Origin of the sequence: Sphingomonas astaxanthinifaciens DSM 22298 (genome assembly GCF_000711715.1) — a bacterium.
Classification (GTDB): domain Bacteria; phylum Pseudomonadota; class Alphaproteobacteria; order Sphingomonadales; family Sphingomonadaceae; genus Sphingomicrobium; species Sphingomicrobium astaxanthinifaciens_A.
Map to the genome: position 1 here is coordinate 1,083,564 of NZ_JONN01000001.1, position 17,724 is coordinate 1,101,287.

21 protein-coding genes and 1 tRNA gene are annotated in these 17,724 nt (G+C 69.1%); 13 read left to right on the top strand and 9 right to left on the bottom strand.

Features of this window, described 5'->3' with window-relative positions; genetic code table 11:
• Positions 1–3: 3 nt before the first annotated feature.
• Both BS69_RS0105430 and BS69_RS0105435 read right to left on the bottom strand, forming a co-directional pair.
• Positions 4–474, bottom strand: coding sequence for a hypothetical protein (locus BS69_RS0105430; protein WP_029940956.1), 471 nt, complete (start codon positions 472–474; stop codon positions 4–6).
• 66 nt (positions 475–540) lie between these two features.
• Positions 541–981 carry a DUF3429 domain-containing protein gene (locus BS69_RS0105435; RefSeq protein ID WP_029940957.1) on the bottom strand — a complete coding sequence of 147 codons (441 nt, stop codon included), beginning with the start codon at positions 979–981 and terminating at the stop codon, positions 541–543.
• Between the two features lie 44 nt (positions 982–1,025).
• Here BS69_RS0105435 and rpiB point away from each other — a divergent pair, with 44 nt between their 5' ends.
• The 5 genes from rpiB (at position 1,026) to BS69_RS0105460 (ending at position 4,688) form a co-directional block, all read left to right on the top strand.
• A complete protein-coding gene (gene rpiB / locus BS69_RS0105440) occupies positions 1,026–1,466 on the top strand; it encodes a ribose 5-phosphate isomerase B (protein WP_029940958.1) in 441 nt (146 codons plus the stop codon).
• A 3-nt stretch (positions 1,467–1,469) separates the two neighbouring features.
• Positions 1,470–2,777 (top strand): serine hydroxymethyltransferase, encoded by a 1,308-nt coding sequence (gene glyA, locus BS69_RS0105445; RefSeq protein ID WP_029940959.1) that lies wholly within the window; start codon positions 1,470–1,472, stop codon positions 2,775–2,777.
• Positions 2,778–2,779: 2 nt separating this feature from the next.
• Entirely contained in the window at positions 2,780–3,265 is a 486-nt protein-coding gene (gene nrdR / locus BS69_RS0105450; protein ID WP_051676564.1) for a transcriptional regulator NrdR, read from the top strand.
• A 14-nt stretch (positions 3,266–3,279) separates the two neighbouring features.
• Positions 3,280–4,377 carry a TrmH family RNA methyltransferase gene (locus BS69_RS0105455; protein ID WP_245605113.1) on the top strand — a complete coding sequence of 366 codons (1,098 nt, stop codon included), beginning with the start codon at positions 3,280–3,282 and terminating at the stop codon, positions 4,375–4,377.
• Positions 4,378–4,439: 62 nt separating this feature from the next.
• Positions 4,440–4,688: a hypothetical protein gene (locus BS69_RS0105460; RefSeq protein ID WP_029940962.1), complete on the top strand. Its 249-nt coding sequence runs from the start codon at positions 4,440–4,442 to the stop codon at positions 4,686–4,688.
• Here the strand turns inward: BS69_RS0105460 and BS69_RS0105465 are convergent.
• Positions 4,685–4,996 carry a chorismate mutase gene (locus BS69_RS0105465; RefSeq protein WP_029940963.1) on the bottom strand — a complete coding sequence of 104 codons (312 nt, stop codon included), beginning with the start codon at positions 4,994–4,996 and terminating at the stop codon, positions 4,685–4,687. The two genes, BS69_RS0105460 and BS69_RS0105465, sit on opposite strands and share 4 nt — an antisense overlap.
• 163 nt (positions 4,997–5,159) lie before the next feature.
• On the opposite strand from BS69_RS0105465, the gene rpsD reads away from it, so the two are divergent.
• Positions 5,160–5,774 carry a 30S ribosomal protein S4 gene (gene rpsD, locus BS69_RS0105470; protein ID WP_029940964.1) on the top strand — a complete coding sequence of 205 codons (615 nt, stop codon included), beginning with the start codon at positions 5,160–5,162 and terminating at the stop codon, positions 5,772–5,774.
• Here rpsD and BS69_RS0105475 read toward each other — a convergent pair.
• Complete coding sequence (locus BS69_RS0105475; protein ID WP_029940965.1) at positions 5,771–7,315, bottom strand: glycosyltransferase 87 family protein; 1,545 nt, start codon at positions 7,313–7,315, stop codon at positions 5,771–5,773. The two genes, rpsD and BS69_RS0105475, sit on opposite strands and share 4 nt — an antisense overlap.
• 123 nt (positions 7,316–7,438) lie before the next feature.
• Between BS69_RS0105475 and BS69_RS0105480 the strand changes: the two genes are divergently transcribed.
• From BS69_RS0105480 to BS69_RS0105500, 4 genes are all read left to right on the top strand, one after another.
• Complete coding sequence (locus BS69_RS0105480; protein ID WP_029940966.1) at positions 7,439–8,413, top strand: agmatine deiminase family protein; 975 nt, start codon at positions 7,439–7,441, stop codon at positions 8,411–8,413.
• Complete coding sequence (locus BS69_RS0105485) at positions 8,410–8,760, top strand: DUF3147 family protein (RefSeq protein ID WP_029940967.1); 351 nt, start codon at positions 8,410–8,412, stop codon at positions 8,758–8,760. Before BS69_RS0105480 ends, BS69_RS0105485 begins: the two co-directional genes overlap by 4 nt.
• Before the next feature lie 12 nt (positions 8,761–8,772).
• A complete protein-coding gene (aguB, locus tag BS69_RS0105490; protein ID WP_029940968.1) occupies positions 8,773–9,624 on the top strand; it encodes an N-carbamoylputrescine amidase in 852 nt (283 codons plus the stop codon).
• Positions 9,625–10,567: 943 nt separating this feature from the next.
• The gene (locus BS69_RS0105500; protein ID WP_245605114.1) at positions 10,568–11,575 is read left to right on the top strand and encodes an NAD(P)H-binding protein; all 1,008 of its coding nucleotides are present in this window, start codon (positions 10,568–10,570) and stop codon (positions 11,573–11,575) included.
• A 4-nt stretch (positions 11,576–11,579) separates the two neighbouring features.
• Here BS69_RS0105500 and BS69_RS0105505 read toward each other — a convergent pair whose 3' ends face one another.
• Positions 11,580–12,119: a GNAT family N-acetyltransferase gene (locus BS69_RS0105505; RefSeq protein ID WP_342665815.1), complete on the bottom strand. Its 540-nt coding sequence runs from the start codon at positions 12,117–12,119 to the stop codon at positions 11,580–11,582.
• Positions 12,064–12,735 carry a uracil-DNA glycosylase gene (locus BS69_RS14210; protein WP_029940972.1) on the bottom strand — a complete coding sequence of 224 codons (672 nt, stop codon included), beginning with the start codon at positions 12,733–12,735 and terminating at the stop codon, positions 12,064–12,066. The genes BS69_RS0105505 and BS69_RS14210 overlap by 56 nt, the downstream gene beginning before the upstream one ends.
• A 75-nt stretch (positions 12,736–12,810) precedes the next feature.
• Here BS69_RS14210 and folK point away from each other — a divergent pair, with 75 nt between their 5' ends.
• From folK to BS69_RS0105525, 3 genes are all read left to right on the top strand, one after another.
• Positions 12,811–13,299, top strand: coding sequence for a 2-amino-4-hydroxy-6-hydroxymethyldihydropteridine diphosphokinase (folK, locus tag BS69_RS14215; RefSeq protein ID WP_029940973.1), 489 nt, complete (start codon positions 12,811–12,813; stop codon positions 13,297–13,299).
• A gap of 14 nt (positions 13,300–13,313) precedes the next feature.
• Positions 13,314–13,386, top strand: a tRNA-Lys gene (locus BS69_RS0105520).
• Between the two features lie 40 nt (positions 13,387–13,426).
• Positions 13,427–14,554, top strand: coding sequence for a glycosyltransferase family 4 protein (locus BS69_RS0105525; protein ID WP_037504389.1), 1,128 nt, complete (start codon positions 13,427–13,429; stop codon positions 14,552–14,554).
• On the opposite strand, the gene BS69_RS0105530 is transcribed toward BS69_RS0105525, so the two are convergent.
• From BS69_RS0105530 to BS69_RS0105540, 3 genes are read right to left on the bottom strand one after another with little or no spacing between them, the layout of a single operon-like run.
• Complete coding sequence (locus tag BS69_RS0105530; RefSeq protein ID WP_037504390.1) at positions 14,445–15,356, bottom strand: glucosamine inositolphosphorylceramide transferase family protein; 912 nt, start codon at positions 15,354–15,356, stop codon at positions 14,445–14,447. The two genes, BS69_RS0105525 and BS69_RS0105530, sit on opposite strands and share 110 nt — an antisense overlap.
• Positions 15,341–16,657: a lipopolysaccharide biosynthesis protein gene (locus tag BS69_RS0105535; RefSeq protein ID WP_029940976.1), complete on the bottom strand. Its 1,317-nt coding sequence runs from the start codon at positions 16,655–16,657 to the stop codon at positions 15,341–15,343. Before BS69_RS0105535 ends, BS69_RS0105530 begins: the two co-directional genes overlap by 16 nt.
• Positions 16,654–17,724 (bottom strand): glycosyltransferase, encoded by a 1,071-nt coding sequence (locus BS69_RS0105540; protein WP_156956912.1) that lies wholly within the window; start codon positions 17,722–17,724, stop codon positions 16,654–16,656. The genes BS69_RS0105535 and BS69_RS0105540 overlap by 4 nt, the downstream gene beginning before the upstream one ends.

Sequence of the window (17,724 nt, forward strand, 5' to 3'; positions counted from 1 at the left end):
CGCTCAATCCGCCGGTCGTCCATCTCCCCGATCCCGAACCAGCCGGTCGGAGGGTCGCAGGACGATCAGAATTGCGTGGACGACGACCAGGCCCAGGGCCACCCAGGCAGCAGTGTTGGCGCCCTCGCTTGCCAAGGTGCCCGCGCCGCCGCCGGTGAAGGCGAGCGACAGGAAGATTCCGAAGGCCACGAAGATCAGCCAGTCCGAGGAGAAACCGCCCGCCTCGACCTCGCCGCCGCGGGCTACATGCCTCTTGTTGGCGATCGCCTGCGCCGCTGCCTGAATGATCCAACTGATATAGAAACCCAATGTTGGTGTGTTGGCAGGTCCCGCCAGGAAGCGCTCGAAGGCGTGGACGAGGCCGTCGCCAGTCCAGAAGAAAATTGTGCCGAGCGCGTAAAGTACGGGCAGGCAAACGAGGAACACTAGGATTCCGAGCTGCGGCTCGCCGCCCAGATGACGACTGATCCTCATGGCTAAGCCCCTCTCGTCTCGGCGAGGGAGAGGTTACAATCTGGGTCGCGATCCGCAAGTCATCGCTTAGCGGACCAGCGCCCAGCCGCTCAGCGCGCAGCAGAGGGCAAGGCCGGTCGAGAGGGGTACCCGAAGACCCGTCCACCAGGGCGGCGCAAGGCGGCGGCGGACCATGAGGGCGTCGACCGCAAGGGCTGCGAGCAGCAGGACGGCGAGGCCGAACAGGGCCTCGGGCGGGCGGAACGAGGCGATCGCCCACCAGCCGGCGAGCGACGGAATGACGCTCAAGCTCAGCAGCCACCAGCTCGGCTTCTCCTCGCGGCAGGCGAAGGCCCACCAGGTGCCGCCGAGAAAGCTCAGGATCACCGCCGCATAGGTCCGGACGAAGCCCGGGGTCGACGGCGCGAACAGCCCGAGGTCGAGCACGGCGACCGCGGTCAGCACGGCGGGCGGGATCAGCCCGGCGAGGCCGAGCAGCAAGGCAGGCAGGGGGGCCCTCGTTTTCATGTCGCCACGGTGGCATTTCGCGGGCACCCCGGCTAGATGGCCGCATGACCATCGCCCTCGCCGCCGACCATGCCGGATTCGCGCTCAAGGACGCGCTCGCCGACTGGCTGCGCGCGGAAGGGCATGAGGTGCTCGACCTCGGCACCAATGGGCCCGAGAGTGTCGATTACCCACGCTTCGGAAGCCTGCTCGCCGAGGCGGTCGCCGACGGCCGCGCAACCCGCGGGATCGCGGTCTGCGGCTCGGGGATCGGAATTTCCATTTCGGTCAATCGCAACCCGGCCTGCCGCTGCGCGCTGGTCAACGAGCCGCTCTCGGCCGCGCTCGCCCGCGAGCACAACGACGCCAACGTGATCGCGCTGGGCGCCCGGCTGACCGGAATCGACCTCGCCAAGGCCTGCGTCACCGCCTTTCTTTCGACCGACTTCGCCGGCGGCCGCCACCAGCGCCGCGTCGACCTCCTCTCCGCCCCTACAGGAGCCTGATCCATGGCCACCGCCGCCAATTTGAACGACCAGCAACCCGAGGGCTTCTTCACCCGCGCCCTTGAGCAGGCCGACCCCGCCGTCGCCGCCGCGGTTCGTGACGAACTGACCCGCGAACAGACCCAGATCGAGCTGATCGCGTCCGAGAACATCGTCTCCAAGGCGGTGCTCGAGGCGCAGGGCTCGGTGTTCACCAACAAATATGCCGAGGGCTATCCGGGCCGCCGCTACTACCAGGGCTGCCATCCCTCCGACGCGGTCGAGACCCTCGCGATCGAGCGGGCCAAGCAGCTGTTCGGTTGCGGCTTCGCCAACGTCCAGCCGCATTCGGGCGCGCAGGCCAATGGCGCGGTGTTCCTCGCCCTCCTGCAGCCCGGCGACACGATCCTCGGCATGAGCCTCGACGCGGGCGGCCACCTCACCCACGGCGCGCCGCCGGCCCAGTCGGGCAAGTGGTTCAAGGCGATCCAATATGGCGTGCGCGCCGACGATCATCTGGTCGACTTCGAGCAGGTCGAACGGCTTGCCAAGGAGCACAAGCCCAAGCTGATCATCGCGGGCGGCTCGGCCTATCCGCGCCATCTCGATTTCGCGCGCTTCCGGGCCATCGCCGACGGCGTGGGCGCCATGCTGATGGTCGACATGGCGCATTTCGCCGGGCTGGTCGCGGCGGGCGAGCATCCCTCGCCCTTCGGCCACGCGCATGTGGTCACCACCACCACCCACAAGACCCTGCGCGGCCCGCGCGGCGGCATGATCCTGACCGACGACGAGGCGCTGGCGAAGAAGTTCAACTCGGCGGTCTTCCCGGGCCTGCAGGGCGGCCCGCTGATGCACGTCATCGCCGCCAAGGCGGTCGCCTTCGGCGAGGCGCTCCAGCCCGATTTCAAGAAGTACGCCAAGGCGGTGGTCGCCAATGCCCGCACGCTGGCGAACCGGCTGAAGGAGCGCGGCGCCGACCTCGTCGCGGGCGGCACCGATACCCACCTCGCGCTGATCGACCTGAGGCCCCTCGGGATCACCGGCAAGGACGCCGACGAGAGCCTCGAGCGTGCCGGCATCACCTGCAACAAGAACGGCATTCCGTTCGATCCCCTGCCGCCGATGAAGACCAGCGGGATCCGCGTCGGCTCGCCCGCCGGCACCACCCGCGGCTTCGGCGAGGCCGAATTCCGCGAGATCGGCGACATGGTCGCGGACGTCCTCGAGGGGCTGCGCGCCAACGGCGTCGAGAATAATGGCGCGGTCGAGCGGGACGTGAACGAGCGCGTCCGCGCGCTCTGTGCCCGCTTCCCCATCTATCAGGGCTGAGGATGCGCTGCCCATTTTGCGGTGATCTCGACAGCCAGGTGAAGGACAGCCGCTCGTCGGAAGACGGGGCGGCGATCCGTCGCCGGCGGCAGTGCGAGGGATGCGGTGCGCGCTTCACCACCTTCGAGCGGGTCCAGCTGCGCGATCTCGTGGTGATCAAGAAGGACGGCCGCCGCGAGCCCTTCGACCGGGCCAAGCTTGCCCGCGCGATCGGCTTCGCCAGCGCCAAGCGCGACATTCCCTTCGAGAAGATCGAGCGGCTGGTGTCGGGCATCCAGAGGCAGCTGGAGACCAGCGGCGACGAGGTGCGCGCCGAGCAGATCGGCGAGAAGGTGATGGCGGGGCTCAAGACCCTCGACCATGTCGCCTACATCCGCTTCGCCTCCATCTACCGCGACTTCTCCGAAGCGAGCGATTTTGCCGAAATCGCCGAGGAAGTGGGCGAGCCCGCCGACGATCCCGCGGCGCCCCCGGGCAAGTTGCTGTGACATTCGCAGCCTATATGCTCCGCTGCGCCGACGGCAGTTACTACGTCGGTCATTCGGACGACCTCACGGCGCGGGTGGCCCAACACCGATCGGGGGAAGTCGAGGGCTACACGTCGAGCCGCCTGCCGGTTGAGCTGGTCTGGTCGCAGGAGTTTACGACACGGGACGAGGCGCTGGAGGCCGAACGGCGGATCAAGGGCTGGAGCCGCGCCAAGAAGGAAGCGCTGATCGCCGGTGACTGGGAGGGCGTGCAGGCACTCTCGCGCAAGCTCTTCCTTCGATACGGCGCTTCGACAGGCTCAGCGCCTACTCAGGACCAACGGAATGAAGAAAGGCCGCTCGTTCTGAGTAGCGGACCGAGCGAAGCCGAGGGCCGCGTATCGAAGGAGCAGAGCCCGCCCCCCGTCATCGTCCTCGTCCGTCCGCAGCTCGGCCAGAATATCGGCAAGGCGGCGCGGGCGATGCTCAATTTCGGGCTGACCGAGATGCGGCTGGTGGCGCCGCGCGACGGCTGGCCCAATCCCGAGGCTGGCCCGGCGGCGAGCGGGGCCGATGTCGTGCTCGAGCGGGCGCAGGTCTTCGACAGCGTCGCCGAGGCGATCGCCGATTGCGGGCAGGTGTTCGCCTCGACGGTGCGCAAGCGTGACGTCATGACGCCGGTGGTCGGTCCCGAGGAGATGGCATCGGCGATCCGGGCGACCAGCGGCCGCAGCGCGATCCTGTTCGGACCCGAGCGCTCGGGCCTCGCGACCGAGGACGTGGTGCTGGCCAGCCACATCGTGACCGTGCCGATCAACCCCGAATTCGGCAGCCTCAACCTCGCCCAGGCGGTGATCCTGCTCGCCTATGAATGGTCGCGCGGGGAAAGCCTCGCCCAGCCGACGCAGTTCGAGCAGGAACCGCGCGCGCCGCAATCGGACCTCGAGGGGCTGATCGGCCACTTCGAGGACGCGCTCGAGGCGAGCGGCTATTTCCATCCGCCCGAGCGAACCCAGGCGACCAAGAACACCATTCGCACGATCCTCACCAAGCCCGGCTGGTCGACCCGCGAGATCAAGGCGGTCCGTGGAATGATCCGGTCGTTGGTCGAAGAACGCCGCTCGCGCGGTTGACCTCTCGCGCGGCGGCCCGCAAGACCCCGCAGCCATTCGTTTGCGTCCGAGAGGATTCTCTTATGTCCCTGATTTTCGCCGCTTTGCTCGCTGTCCAGGCTGCTCCCGCCGCTTCGGAAACCGTCCCGGCCCCGACGACCCCGGTGCAGACGGCGGAAGCCAAGCAAGAGCGCAAGATCTGCCGCCGCGAGATGTCGTCGGTCGGGCTTCACCGCTCCAAGCGCATCTGCCTGACCGCCAGCGAGTGGAAGGCCCGCGAAGGCCAGGGCAATGCCGACGGCATGGCCGACGCGGGGACGCGCGGCAACTAGCCCCGGGTGCGGTCGAAGACTTCGAATTCGTAGGCGATCGAGGCTTCTACCAATTGGTCGTACAGCGCCTCGGCCAGGTCCGGCCGGGGCAACTGCATCTCTTCCGCCGCCGCGCGCACCTTGGCGAGCACGTCCGCCTTGCGCGCCTCGTCGCGGACCGCCGAGCGGTCGGGCTTGATCCGGGCCGCGGCGTCCATGTAGCCGAAGCGGCGCTTCAGGAGCGCCACGACGGCGCGGTCGACCGCGTCCACGCCGGCGCGGACCTCGGTCATGGTGGTGCAATCCTCGGGGGCGACGGTTTCGCTCATGGGCAACGCTAGTGGCCGCTGACCTTGACCTTCGCAACCCCTTCGCCTAGGGGCGCGCCTTCGCAATTGGCCTCGCACTCCGGTGAAGCGGTGGCCCTGTCCCGATCCTGGTCGACGGCAGCGCGGTTCCGGAAACAGACGCAAACGCAATTGGAGTAATGGAATGTCGAAGCGCACCAGCGCCAAGTACAAGCTTGACCGCCGCATGGGCGAGAACGTCTTCGGTCGCCCGAAGAGCCCGGTCAACAAGCGCGAATATGGTCCCGGCCAGCACGGCCAGCGCCGCAAGGGCAAGATGTCGGACTTCGGCATCCAGCTGCGCGCCAAGCAGAAGCTGAAGGGCTATTACGGCGACGTCACCGAGAAGCAGTTCAAGCGGACCTTCTTCGAAGCGAGCCGGATGAAGGGCGACGCCAGCCAGAACCTGATCGGCCTGCTCGAGCGCCGCCTCGACATGGTGGTCTATCGCGCCAAGTTCGCGCCGACCATCTGGGCCGCCCGCCAGCTCGTCAGCCACGGCCACGTCCGCGTCAATGGCGGCAAGTGCAACGTTGCCAGCCGCCGCATCAACGTCGGTGACGTGATCGAGCTCGGGCCCAAGGCGCAGGAAATGGCGCTGGTCCTCGAGGCGCAGAGCCTGGCCGAGCGCGACATCCCCGACTACGTCTCGCCGGACGGCAACGCCAAGGTGACCTACACCCGCGTTCCGACCCTCGACGAAGTGCCCTATCCGGTCCGGATGGAGCCGAACCTCGTGGTCGAATTCTACTCGCGCTAAGCGGGTTTGCGGGACGGACCCTGCGGGGTCCGGACCTGACCGTAATGGGGCGGCTCTTCGGGGCCGCCCCTTTTCGTTGGCGCGACCCACATCCGCCAGCCGCGCCCCGGCAGCGGCTGGGGGCGATAGCCACGGCTCGCCGCCCAGTCGTCGAGGCTGTCGTCGAGCCCGTGCGGGAAGAGCGGCGGGCGGACGCGGCGCTCGGCGCCCGTGACCAGCACGGCCGGCGGATCGCGGTCGAGGTCGCCGAGGCGCTGGAAGGTCGGTGCGCCGACCTCGGCCTCGACCATCGCGCCGGTGGGCCCCTGGATCCGGAACAGGAACGGCCCGGCGGTGAAGTCGGGATCGAGGCGCACGTCGGCCCCTGCGATCTGTTCGGGCGAGAGGGTGGCGACCGGCCGGCCGGCGGCGACGGCGGCGACGATCCGGCCGCGGTCGACCGCCTCGAGCAGCGGCGGCTCGCGCATCGCCATGGTTGCGATCGCCTTGAGCGAGCCGCTCGCGCCGACGATCGCGAACACCGCGCCCGCCGCCAGCGTGACCCGGCGGCCGAGCGGGCCCAGCATCGGTAGCGCCCGCCCCGCCCGCGCGAACAGCGGCGGGAGGAGCGGGATCATATATTGCTTGAAGAATGGGTCGGGGAGGTAGGCGGCGACCAGTCCGCCCAGCGCCATGATCTCGAACAATCGCTGGCGAGCGCGCGAGCGGAGCGTGAAGATGGTGAGCAGCAGCGCCAGTGCGGTCGCGCCGCGAAGCGATTCGGCGACGATGTCGTCGAGCTTGCTGAGCGGATGCAGCCGCCAGGATTCGCCGATGCCGTTCCAGTAGAGTTCGGGCGCGACGAGGCTGTAGGTGAAGACCCCGAAGGTGAAGCGCTCGGGCGCCATGGCGTAGAGGACGAGGCTGGGCAGTAGCCCGACCAGCCCGCCGAGCGCCGCGGTCGCCACCGCCCTCGCTCCGACCCGGTTGAAGCGCCACAGCAGCCACAGGCCCGCCCCCGCGGCGGGTACCGCCATGCTGATCTTGGCCGAGATGGCGAGGCCGAGGAACAGCCCCGCGAGGCCCGTCCGGCGCCAGCTCGGCATCTCGCCATGCGGCAGGAAGGCGAACAGGCTCAGCGCGAGGAGCGCGGCCGGAAGCATGTCGTTGCGGGCCACCTCGGTTCCGAACAGGAAGGCGTTGGTGGTAGCCATGCCGATCGTGGTCGCGGCCGCCGCCCAGAAAGGGATGCGGTCGCGGAACAGGCGCAGCAGCGCCCAGCAGGCGAGCACGCCGAAGAGGACGTTCGCAAGCCGCGCCCCGACCAGCAGCCAGCCGGCGGGAAGCAGCGACAGCGGCGAGAGCAGGAGCGGCTGGAGCGGGGTCTGGAGGAAGGGCCAGTCGCGGAATGGCAGGCCCTCGCGCATCATCGCGATCGCGCCGACATACTGGCTTTCGTCATGGTTGATCGGAGCCGCCAGCGACGCGGCCGCGAACAGCAGGAATAGGAGCAGAAGCAACAGATGCTCGTGCCTCGGACGGGAGAACTCGTCTTCACTCATGAGAAGGGCGGCTTTGCACGGACCCGTTCTGGCAAACTGGAGGGCGTTCGGCCGCGCTAGCTTGCACCTCGCGACGGGTAAAGCAACTTGGCCTTGCAGCCCGCCATTGCTACTCGCCGCGCCATGCACTCGTCCCCCCTCCCCGAATGGTCCACGCACGATGCAATGTGGATCGGATTTCCGAGCGATCCCGAATTGTGGGTCGAGGACCTGGCCCCTGCGCAGGCCGAGGTCGCCGCGCTCGCCAAGGCGCTCCACGCGGGCGGCAAGGGCGAGCAGATCGTGCTGGTCGCGGCCGATAGCGAGGCGGCGGCCGAGGCGCGCCGGCTGGCCCCCTTCGCGACCATTTTCGAGGAGCCGTTCGGCGACATCTGGCTGCGCGACACGGGGCCGATCGTGCTCGGTTCGGGCAAGGACCGGCGCGCCCAGGGCTTCGGCTTCAACGGCTGGGGCGGCAAATATGATCTCGAGGGCGACGACAGCATCGGCGAGCGTCTCGCGGCCTCGGCCAGCCTCCCCTACGCCAAGGCCGACTGGATCCTCGAAGGCGGCGCGATCGACGGCGACGGCTCGGGGACGTTCCTGACGACCGAGCAGTGCCTGCTCAATCCCAATCGCAACCCCGGTCTCGGCCGCGCGCAGATCGAGGAGCGGCTCGCCCGCGATCTCGGCGCGAGCAAGGTCGTGTGGCTGGGCGAGGGTCTCGCCAACGACCATACCGACGGCCATGTCGACAATCTGGCGCGGTTCGTCGCGCCGGGCCGGGTGCTGCTTCCGACCCCGGCGAAGGACGATCCCAATGCCGCGGTCTATGCCGATGCGGCCAGGCGGGTGAAGGCGGCGGGCCTCGATCTCGTCAACATTCCCTCCCCCGGCCGGATCGAGGCCGACGGCGACCTCATCCCGGCGAGCTACATGAACTTCCTGATCGGCAATGCCGCGGTGGTGGTGCCGCTCTACGGAGCCGAGAACGACCAGGCGGCGGTGACCGTGCTGCAGGCGATCTTCCCCCAGCATCGCGTGGTCGGGCTGAGGGCGGACCATATCCTGACCGGCGGCGGCAGCTTCCACTGCATCTCGCAGCAGATCCCGGCGTGATCGTCTTCTGGCTGAAGGCGCTGCTCTCGGGCCTGCTCGTCGCGCTCGCCTCGACCATTGCCCGCCGCTCGCCGGCGATGGGCTCGCTGATCGTCTCGCTGCCCCTGGTGTCGGTGCTCAGCATGATCTGGCTGTGGCGCGACGGCACCGACAAGGCCGAGCTCGCCACCTATATCCAGAACACCTTCTGGTATTTCCTGCCCACCATCCCGATGTTCCTCGTCATGCCCCTGCTGCTTCGCCGCGGCATGGAATTCTGGCCAGCGCTCGGCCTCGGCTGCGCGATGACCATCCTGCTCTACATCCTGATGACCGCCGCCCTCAGCCGGTTCGGCGTCCGCCTCTAGAGGTTCGAAGCCATGTCCGAAGTCCACGTCGCCGCCCTCCAGCTCGAACTCGGAGGCGATATCGAGACCAACATCGCCGCGGTGACTGAGCTGGTCCGCGAGGCCGCGGCCAAGGGCGCCGAGGTCGTGCTCCCCCCCGAGCTGTTCGAAGGGCCCTATTTCTGCCGGACCGAGGACGAGGGCCTGTTCGCGACCGCCAGGCCGACCGAGAGCCACGCCAGCGTGGTGGCGATGCGCAAGCTGGCCGCCGAGCTCAAGATCTGGATCCCGACCAGCTTCTTCGAGCGCGACGGGCCGCATCACTACAACAGCCTCGCGATGATCGACCCCGACGGCAAGATCATGGGCACCTACCGCAAGAGCCACATCCCCGACGGCCCGGGCTATGAGGAGAAGTTCTACTTCCGGCCGGGCAACACCGGCTTCAAGGTGTGGGACGGCCCGGCGCACGAGAAGCTCGGCGTCGGCATCTGCTGGGACCAGTGGTATCCCGAGACCGCGCGGGCGATGATGCTGATGGGGGCCGAGATCCTCTTCTACCCGACCGCGATCGGGACCGAGCCGCACGACCCCGATCTCGACACCAGCCGGCTGTGGCGGCGGGCGATGATCGGCCATGCGGTCTCGAACGTCGTGCCGGTGGTCGCCGCGAACCGGATCGGCACGGAAGGCGGCCAGCGTTTCTATGGCCACAGCTTCATCTGCGACGAGCGCGGCGACCTCCTCGCCGAGTTCGGCGCGACCGAGACCGGCGTGCTCAGCGCGACCCTCGACCTCGATGCTGCCCGCCGCCACCGCGCCGCCTTCGGCTTCTTCCGCGACCGGCGCCCGGAGCTGTACGGGCGGCTGGTGCAAGACATCTGACCACTCGCAAAGGTCTCAAACGTCACAGGGTGCGCGAGTCGCGTTGCCGAGTTGCTCAGGCATAAATTCACGAACTTCGCGCCTATTGCGCCTGGTGGCGGCACGACAAGTGATCGCGCCCTAACCTGTCGAACCAACGATGCAAAGAGCCTCGCGACGAACCGCTTGGGTTAGAAAAGCAGGCGCATTCCTACATTGCAAGTGCTGCTGCGAATGTCTGCATTGGGTGGAAAGCGGACATCACTCCGAAGTGCGGTGACCTCGTCCGCGCCCGAAAAGGACGAGCGTCGAGACGATGAACCAGACAGCGATCACGAGGAGTAAGCTGCCCGTGAGATTGGGCTGGGCTTCGTGACATCTCAGGTCAAAGCAGTCACCGAGCGTTGAGCCGAGTAGCCACAACGCTGTTCCGGCAAAGCAAAGGGCAGTCCAAACCAAGGCCGCCACTATCCTCAGCCAAACGCTCATGCCGAACTGCCTCCAACTTACTTGACTCAACGAAGCACGCCCAATGAACGTCAGCAAGGGGTCGGAAGCAGACGTCAGAAGTCCAGAGGCGCCAAGCCCTTTAGGCGGTGCTCAAAGGCCTGAGCGGCATTCTTCTTGCGGAGCCAACGCCATCGAAGAAAAAGCCCGACGATTAACGGCACTAGGTAGGCCGGTGAGCCCGCGACCAAATAATTCCCGACATCTTGCCAGCCAATCCGCCCGCGCTGCTGAAACGAAAACAACAAGACGGCTAAAGCAACGAACATCAAGCCAGATAGCCAGAGCCACAGGAGATGAAGCGCGCGAGGCGGCACGGTGGGACCACTCGTCACCACACGACCATGTCAGTGCGGCCTGCTGTCCGCAATGGGTCGGAAGCGGACATGTGTACCGTGGCAGACTTCGGGCCTCGCCCCGGGTGACGGCTTGCGCCGAAAATGGCAGGCTTCACCGGGTGACCGACCGCATCCCGCATGAACCCCGCCCTCCGGTTCCCCGCCGCATTCTCCTCGTCGGGGCGACGGGGACGATCGGGCGGGCGACGGTGCGGGCGCTGGTGGCGCGGGGGCATGAGGTGGTGTGCCTGGTTCGGCGTTCGACGGCGGCGGCGGTCCAGGCAGGTCTTGCCGGGGCCGAGGTCCGGGTCGGCGATGTGACCGACCCAGGCTCGGTCGCTCGGGACGGGTTTCGGGGGGAGCGGTTCGATACGGTCGTTTCCTGCCTCGCCTCGCGAACGGGGGCGCCGCGCGATGCCTGGGCCATCGACCATGACGCGCATCTGGTCCTGCTCGAGGCGGCGAAAGCGGCCGGCGTCATGCATTTCGTGCTGCTGTCGGCGATCTGCGTCCAGAAGCCGCTGCTCGCCTTCCAGCATGCCAAGCTGGCCTTCGAGCAGGCGCTGATCGGGTCGGGGATGGCCTACAGCATCGTCCGGCCGACCGCCTACTTCAAATCGCTGTCGGGGCAAGTGGCGCGGGTCCAGCGGGGCAAGCCCTTTCTCTTGTTCGGGGACGGCCGGCTGACCGCCTGCAAGCCGATCAGCGACGCCGACCTTGCGGCCTATCTCGCGGCCTGCGTCGACGACGAGGCGTTGCGCGGCCGGATCCTCCCCATCGGCGGCCCTGGCCCGGCGATCACCCCGCGCGAGCAGGGCGAGGCATTGTTCGCGCTGCTTAGGCAGCCGCCGCGCTTCCGCTCGGTGCCGGTGGGACTGCTCGACGCGGTGATCGCGGTGCTCGGCGGGCTCGGCCGATTCTCGCCGCGCCTCGCCGACAAGGCCGAGCTGGCGCGGATCGGGCGCTATTATGCGACTCAGTCGATGCTGGTGCTCGATCCCGCAACCGGTCGCTACGACGCCGAGGCGACCCCTTCGAGCGGAAGCGACACGTTGGTCGATCATTATGCGAAGCTGGTGCGCGGCGAAGCGACGGCCGACCTCGGGGCCCACGCAATCCTCTCTTGAGCGCTCAGAGGTCCCGGCGCCAGTAGATGCTGTCGAACCACTGGCCGCCGATCAGCCAGGTCTTTGTCGCCCGGCCGGTCTCGACGAAGCCGTGGCGCTGGAGCAGCCGGATCGAGGCCGTGTTGCGCGGATCGGTGTCGGCGGTGAGGAATAAGCTGCCCTGACGGCGGCGATGGTCGAGGAAGGCCGCCATGGCCTCGCTCGCATAGCCCTTTCCCCAGTGGGCGGGGTCGAGGAGATAGCCGAAGTCGGGAAGCGCCCAGGCGCCGAACTTGCCGATCACCGCCCCGTCCAGCGTCACGATGAAGTCGTCGCTCTCCTGCGGGGGCGAGAGCATCGAGCGGACCCAGTCGGCGGTGGTCTTCACGCTCTCGTGCGGCAAGGTCGACCAGAAGCGCATGGCCTCGGGATCGCGCATGATGCGATGCATCGCGCCGACGTCCTCGATCCGGGCGCGGCGCAGGACGAGGCGCTCGGTGGCGATCTGCTCAACCAGGGCGATGCTCCATGGCCTTGGCGAAGACGTCCTCGAACATCGGGGCAGTGAGCCGGCCGGTGTTCTGGTTGTAGCGGCTCGAATGATAGGTGCCGAGCAGGATCCGGCCGTCGGGCGCGACGACCTCGCTGCCGTGCCCGAACTTGGCATGGACCGGCCGGAGCCCGAGCGCGCGGGCGGCGGCGGCGTGGGCGATGGCGCCCAAAGCGACCAGCACGCGGACCTTGGGGAGCTGCGCGAGCGCCGCCTCGAAATAGGTCCGGCAGGTGGCGATCTCGCTCGGCTCGGGCTTGTTCTGGGGCGGCAGGCACTTCACCGCGTTGAGGATGAGCGCGCCCTCGAGGCGGACGTCGTCGCCGGGGTCGGCGCGATAGGTGCCGGTCGCCAGGCCGAACCTGGCCAGCGTCGCGTAGAGGAGGTCGCCCGCGAAATCGCCGGTGAAGGGCCGGCCGGTGCGGTTCGCGCCCTGCTTGCCCGGCGCCATGCCGACCACCGCGAGCCAGGCGTCGGGATCGCCAAAGGCGGGAACGGGGGAATTCCACCAGCCGGGATGCTCGGCCCGGCATTCCTCGCGGAAGCGGACCAGCCGCGGGCAGAGCGGGCAGTCGCGCGGCGCCTCGGCCTCGGGCACGGGGGAGACGACGGGCGGGCTCGGGAACAGCATGGGCCTTCTTATCGACTGGAATGGAGATGTCGAAGCACGTTGCGCCGCTGCACGACTTGGCTCAGGGCGAACGCCGTGAAGCAACCTCATCTTTACGCGATCGCGATCGGCTCGAACCGGCCGCACGGGCGGCATGGGCGGCCCGCCGGCGTGGTCGCGGCGGCGGTGGCCGAGCTCGACCGGCGCTTCGGGCTGTTCGACGCCTCGCCCTTGATGATCAATCCAGCGGCGGGCGGCGCGGGCCGGGACTTCGCCAATGCCGCGGCGATGGTCGAGAGCCCGCTCGAGCCCCCGGCAATGCTTCGTGCCCTCAAGGAGATCGAACGCGAGTTCGGGCGTCGGCGGGGCAAACGCTGGTCCGCCCGGGTGCTCGACCTCGACCTCCTCGCCTGGGACGGCGGCCGCTGGCGCTCGCGAACCCTGGTCATTCCCCATCCCCGGCTCGAGGAACGGCCGTTCATGCTGCTCCCGCTGGCCGGAATCGCGCCGCACTGGCGGGTACGCGACGGCCTGAGCGCAAGGCAACTCGCGGCCCGCCTTGGCAAGCGGCGGCGAAAGCCCTAGGTGCGCCCTCGCGTGGGCCGTTAGCTCAGTCGGTAGAGCAGCTGACTTTTAATCAGCGGGTCGCTGGTTCGAGCCCAGCACGGCTCACGCCATGTCCTCAACTCCGCTGGGCGGTGATGGCGCGACGATGAGGATCATCTACGTCATCAACTCGGCCGAGGGCGGCGGCGCGGCCTTTCCCGTGCCGCGGATCCTGGGCACGCTCGCCCGGCTCGGCGCCGAGGTCCGGCTCCTCATCCTCACCCCCCGCGACCGCCGCGCCCTTCCCCGCTTCGATGCGGCCGGCCTCGATTACGTGCTGCGCGAGGGCGGTCGGACCGACCATCTGCACGCCCTGCGCTGGCTCGACCGCGAGGTCGCGCGCTGGGGGCCCAACGTCATCTGGACCTCGCTCACGCGCGCGACCCTGCTCGGCCAGCAGGTCGGGCGGAGGCGCGCAATCCCGGTCGTGAGCTGGCAGCATGCGGCGTTTCTCAAGCCCGCGAACCTCCTGCTCCTGCGCGCGACGCAGCGCCGCTCCCGGCTGTGGATCGGGGATTCGGCGGCGATCACCGCGCTGACGGCCGAACGGCTCCACGTGCCGCCCGAGCGGCTGACGAGCTGGCCGATCTTCGCCACCGATCCTGCCGCGCCGGTGGCGAGGCCGTGGTCGCCGGGGGAGACCCTGCGCCTCGGAAGCCTCGGGCGATTGCACCCGGTCAAAGGCTATGACCTGCTGGTCGCGGCGATGGGGATTCTCCGACGCAACGGCTTCGTCGCGCCTGCGCCGTGGGAGGTGACGATCGGCGGCGAGGGCGAGGCGCGATCTGCGCTCGAGCAGCAGGCACGCGCGGCTGGTATCGATCTGCATCTCCCGGGCTTCACCGCGGCGGGCGAGGCATTTCTCTCCGGGCTGCACCTTTATCTCCAGCCTTCGCGCGGCGAGGGCTTCTGCATCGCGGCGCACGAGGCGATGCAGGCGGGGCTGCCGGTGATCGGCTCGGCCGTGGGCGAGATGGCCAACAGCATCGTCGATGGCGAGACCGGGCGGCTGGTCGCGCCGGACGATGCCGAGGGGCTGGCGACGGCGCTGCGCGACCTCCTGTCGCGGCCCGAGCGGCTGGCGGCGATGGGCCAGGCAGGACGGACCCGTGTGCTCGAGCGGTTCAGCGAGCCGGCGTTCGAGGAGCGCGCGCGCGCCATCCTCGCGCGGCTCGCCGGCTTCGCCCGAGAAGGTCGACCGGAAGCCGGAGGAGCGAGCGCTCGATCCGCTTGACGTCGATCAGCGTGACGGGGCCGCAGGCGCTCATGCTGTGCAGCCCGTCGCGGAAGGTGCCGGCCGATACAGGAGCGAGGATCGGGTCACCGAGGCGGGTGACGGCGCGCTCGGGGGTCAGCGCGTCGAACCACAGGGGCCGGATCGCGCCGCCATAGGTGCGCGAACAATCCTGGACCGGCGCGCACAGCCGGCCGTCGACCCGCACCGGCGTGCCCCCCGGCCGGGCGCCACGAGGATCGCGGGTCAGCGGACTGTCAGGATGGGCGTGCCAGGGGCCAGTGAGGACGTCGGCAAAGGCGAGGTGGAGCGCTCCCTCGGCCGCGTAAAGCAGCCACCAGCGACCCTCGTGCCGGAAAGGCGTGGCGTCGATCGCGACATGGGGCAGGTCGAGGATGGCCACGCCTTCCCAGGCGTCGGGAAAGCGGGTCGCCCGGTAGAGCGTCAGTCGGCCCGAACGCGAGGCCTCGGGCAGCATCCAGGTTTCGCCCTCGTCCTCGAACACGACCGGATAGGAGAGGTGCCAGGGCTCGGTTAGACAGCGTCGGCGCTCGCGCAAGGTGCGATCCGGATCGAAGCGCAGGACGTCGATCGCGCCGAGGCGGGTGCGATAGTCATAGGCTTCGGCGAAGACGAAGAACGCACCGTTGCGCTCAAGGCCGAAGGGGTCGGCGAGGAAGCGATAGGCCCCCTGCCCTTCGACCCAGCTGATGGGCTGGTCGATGCGGCCGGCACGGAAGAGGTCGCCGAGCGGCGCCGCGACGATCCCGATCTTCCAGATGTCCATCAGCCCTTCGCCCATGCGCGAACTTCCTTCTCGAAATAGAAGGCGAGCAGCGCGACGACGAGCAGCGACTGGAGGAGGGCGTGCCAGCCGGCGCCGTTGAGGCCGAACCACAGCAGCATCAACGGCAGCAGCGGATAGAGGAGGAGGTTGCCGACGAGATTGGCGGTGATCGAGCGCGTCGGACGGCCGAACGCGATCAGGCCCGAGGAGAGCGAGGTGGCACCGAGCGCGACCAGCCGGCCGGCGGCAATCAGGAACAGGAGCAGGGCAGCGCCGCCGAAGCTCCGGCCGCCGAGGAGGTGGAGGATCGGGTTGCCGAACAGCCCGATGACGAGGGTGATCGGCGTGCCGATCGCGGTCGCGACGAGCGCGGAGTGGCGGACCGAGCGGCGGAACCCGCGCCGGTCGCCGGCGGCAAGCAGCTTGGCGATGACCGCATAGCTCGCCTGGCCGAGCATGGTCGCGGGCTGCTGGAGCACGACGCTCGCGCGCTGGGCGAGCGAAAAGATGCCGGCCGCGGCGGGGCCCAGCATCCATCCCACCGTCAGCGGCGACAATTTGGGGCCGAGTTCGCTCAAGGTGAGGTCGACGTTGGTGGTGACGATGAAGGGCAGCAGCCCCTCGTTCTCGGCAACGGTCCCGCGCACCCCGCCCAGCAGCGGCGCCGAGAGGCGCATGCCGCGCGTTCCCCACCAGCCGAGCAGCCACATGGTTACCCCCTCGAGGATCGCCGCCGCCAGCCAGACGAGAAGAAAAGCGGTGAGCCCTCCGCCGGAGAGCCAGGCGGCGACGCTTCCGACGAGGCGGACGGTCGGGCTGACCAGCTGGTGGAGGCTGATGAGGTCGAAGCGCCCGGCGATCTGGAGCAGGCCGTGGGGGGTCGAACGGACGTTGGCGAGAATGGCGAGCGAATAAGGCACCGCCAGCGCCATGGCGGCCGGCGGCCAGTCCATGTGCGGACCGACGAGGGGCACGAGCGCCGCGGCGACGAGGATCGCGACGACCCCGCAGCCGACCTCGACGAGCGCCATGAAGCGTGTCAGCCGGAGCAGCCGGTGATGGTCGCCGGCCTCATAGGCGATATTGCCGTAGCGCACGACGCCGTGCCAGCCCGAGAAGGCGATGACCCCGCCGAGCAGGGTCGCATAAGCATGGACGAGGACGAGCGTCCCGTAATCGGTCGCGCCGAGCGCGCGCGCGGCAAGGACGAGATAGACGAGGCTCATCAGGCCGGCGCCGGCCTTCCCGCCGAGCAGCAGGCCGAGATTGGCGAAGATGCGCGCCACCCCGCCGCGCTCTGCGAGGCCCGCGCTCATGCCGAGGTCAGCAGCTCAAGATAGTGGTTTGCGACCGCGCCGATCCGGTGCGGGGCGGTGATCCGGGCGATCGTCCCGGCCAGGGGCGGCGGGAGGCGGAGCTGGCGATCCAGCGCGGCGGCGAGGGCCGCGGGCCTGAGATTTGCGACCACCTCGCCGACCGCCGGATCGTCGACGATTTCGCTTATGGCGGGGCTGCAATCGGTGGCGACGATCCGGCAGCCGGCCGCGATCGCCTCGATGAGAACGGCGGGATAGCCTTCGTAGCGCGAGGAGAGGAGAAACACCTTCGCGCGGGCGAAATGCGGATGGACGTCGCTCACCCGGCCGGGAAGCAGGACCCGATCTTCCAGACCGAGGGCAGCGATCCGCGCGGCGATTCCGGCCAGCTCCGCGCCGTCGCCGAGGATGGTGAGCCGCTCCCCCCCGGGCAGTTCGGCCATCGCCTCGACCGCGAGGGCAAAGTTCTTCTGGGCCACGAAGCGGCCGGCGGCGACGATCCCGCCGCGCCGGCTGTCGATGGCGACGGGGTCCTCGTCCTCGAGGATCGGTTCGGGCACGACGACGAGCGGCAGGTCGCCGAGCCGGCGGCGCGCTTCCTCGGCAAGCGCGGGCGACATGGCGACGACGTGGTCGGCGTGCCGCAGTCGCCGCCTCATCCGGGCGTGCGACAGGCGCCGGAGCAGCGGACTGGTGCCCGGGCGATCGAGCGCGTTGCTGAGCTTGGCGACGAGGCGCGGTCGCGGCGCGGTCGAACCGAGGGTCTCCAGCACGGGAAAGTGGAAATTGCCGGGGACGAACAGGCCGGCGATGGCGAATGCCCGGACTTCGGCGGCGACCCATGCGCCAAGCCGGCGGCGCGAGCCCGGACCGCGGCGGATCGGCCGCGCCGGGCTGACCAGCCGAGCCGTCGGCGGCACGAGACGCGCCAGCGGACCGGTCGGATCGCCGCAGAAGATGATCACCGGTCGTCCCGCTCGCGACCAGGCGCCGGCCAGGCGAAGCGCGATCCGCTCGGTTCCGCCGGGCGAGAAATCATGCACGACGAGCCCGATCCACTGGTCCAC

What these genes read in the sequence shown, in the direction of transcription:
- BS69_RS0105535 (WP_029940976.1), bottom strand. Translation starts at nt 16,657, where the DNA reads ATGAGCGCGGGCCTCGCAGAGCGCGGCGGGGTGGCGCGCATCTTCGCC.
- glyA (WP_029940959.1), top strand. Translation starts at nt 1,470, where the DNA reads ATGGCCACCGCCGCCAATTTGAACGACCAGCAACCCGAGGGCTTCTTC.
- BS69_RS0105460 (WP_029940962.1), top strand. Translation starts at nt 4,440, where the DNA reads ATGTCCCTGATTTTCGCCGCTTTGCTCGCTGTCCAGGCTGCTCCCGCC.
- BS69_RS14210 (WP_029940972.1), bottom strand. Translation starts at nt 12,735, where the DNA reads ATGCTGTTCCCGAGCCCGCCCGTCGTCTCCCCCGTGCCCGAGGCCGAG.
- BS69_RS0105435 (WP_029940957.1), bottom strand. Translation starts at nt 981, where the DNA reads ATGAAAACGAGGGCCCCCCTGCCTGCCTTGCTGCTCGGCCTCGCCGGG.
- rpiB (WP_029940958.1), top strand. Translation starts at nt 1,026, where the DNA reads ATGACCATCGCCCTCGCCGCCGACCATGCCGGATTCGCGCTCAAGGAC.
- BS69_RS0105465 (WP_029940963.1), bottom strand. Translation starts at nt 4,996, where the DNA reads ATGAGCGAAACCGTCGCCCCCGAGGATTGCACCACCATGACCGAGGTC.
- rpsD (WP_029940964.1), top strand. Translation starts at nt 5,160, where the DNA reads ATGTCGAAGCGCACCAGCGCCAAGTACAAGCTTGACCGCCGCATGGGC.
- BS69_RS0105430 (WP_029940956.1), bottom strand. Translation starts at nt 474, where the DNA reads ATGAGGATCAGTCGTCATCTGGGCGGCGAGCCGCAGCTCGGAATCCTA.
- BS69_RS0105475 (WP_029940965.1), bottom strand. Translation starts at nt 7,315, where the DNA reads ATGAGTGAAGACGAGTTCTCCCGTCCGAGGCACGAGCATCTGTTGCTT.
- BS69_RS0105525 (WP_037504389.1), top strand. Translation starts at nt 13,427, where the DNA reads ATGAGGATCATCTACGTCATCAACTCGGCCGAGGGCGGCGGCGCGGCC.
- nrdR (WP_051676564.1), top strand. Translation starts at nt 2,780, where the DNA reads ATGCGCTGCCCATTTTGCGGTGATCTCGACAGCCAGGTGAAGGACAGC.
- BS69_RS0105455 (WP_245605113.1), top strand. Translation starts at nt 3,280, where the DNA reads ATGCTCCGCTGCGCCGACGGCAGTTACTACGTCGGTCATTCGGACGAC.
- BS69_RS0105530 (WP_037504390.1), bottom strand. Translation starts at nt 15,356, where the DNA reads ATGGGCGAAGGGCTGATGGACATCTGGAAGATCGGGATCGTCGCGGCG.
- aguB (WP_029940968.1), top strand. Translation starts at nt 8,773, where the DNA reads ATGTCCGAAGTCCACGTCGCCGCCCTCCAGCTCGAACTCGGAGGCGAT.
- BS69_RS0105480 (WP_029940966.1), top strand. Translation starts at nt 7,439, where the DNA reads ATGCACTCGTCCCCCCTCCCCGAATGGTCCACGCACGATGCAATGTGG.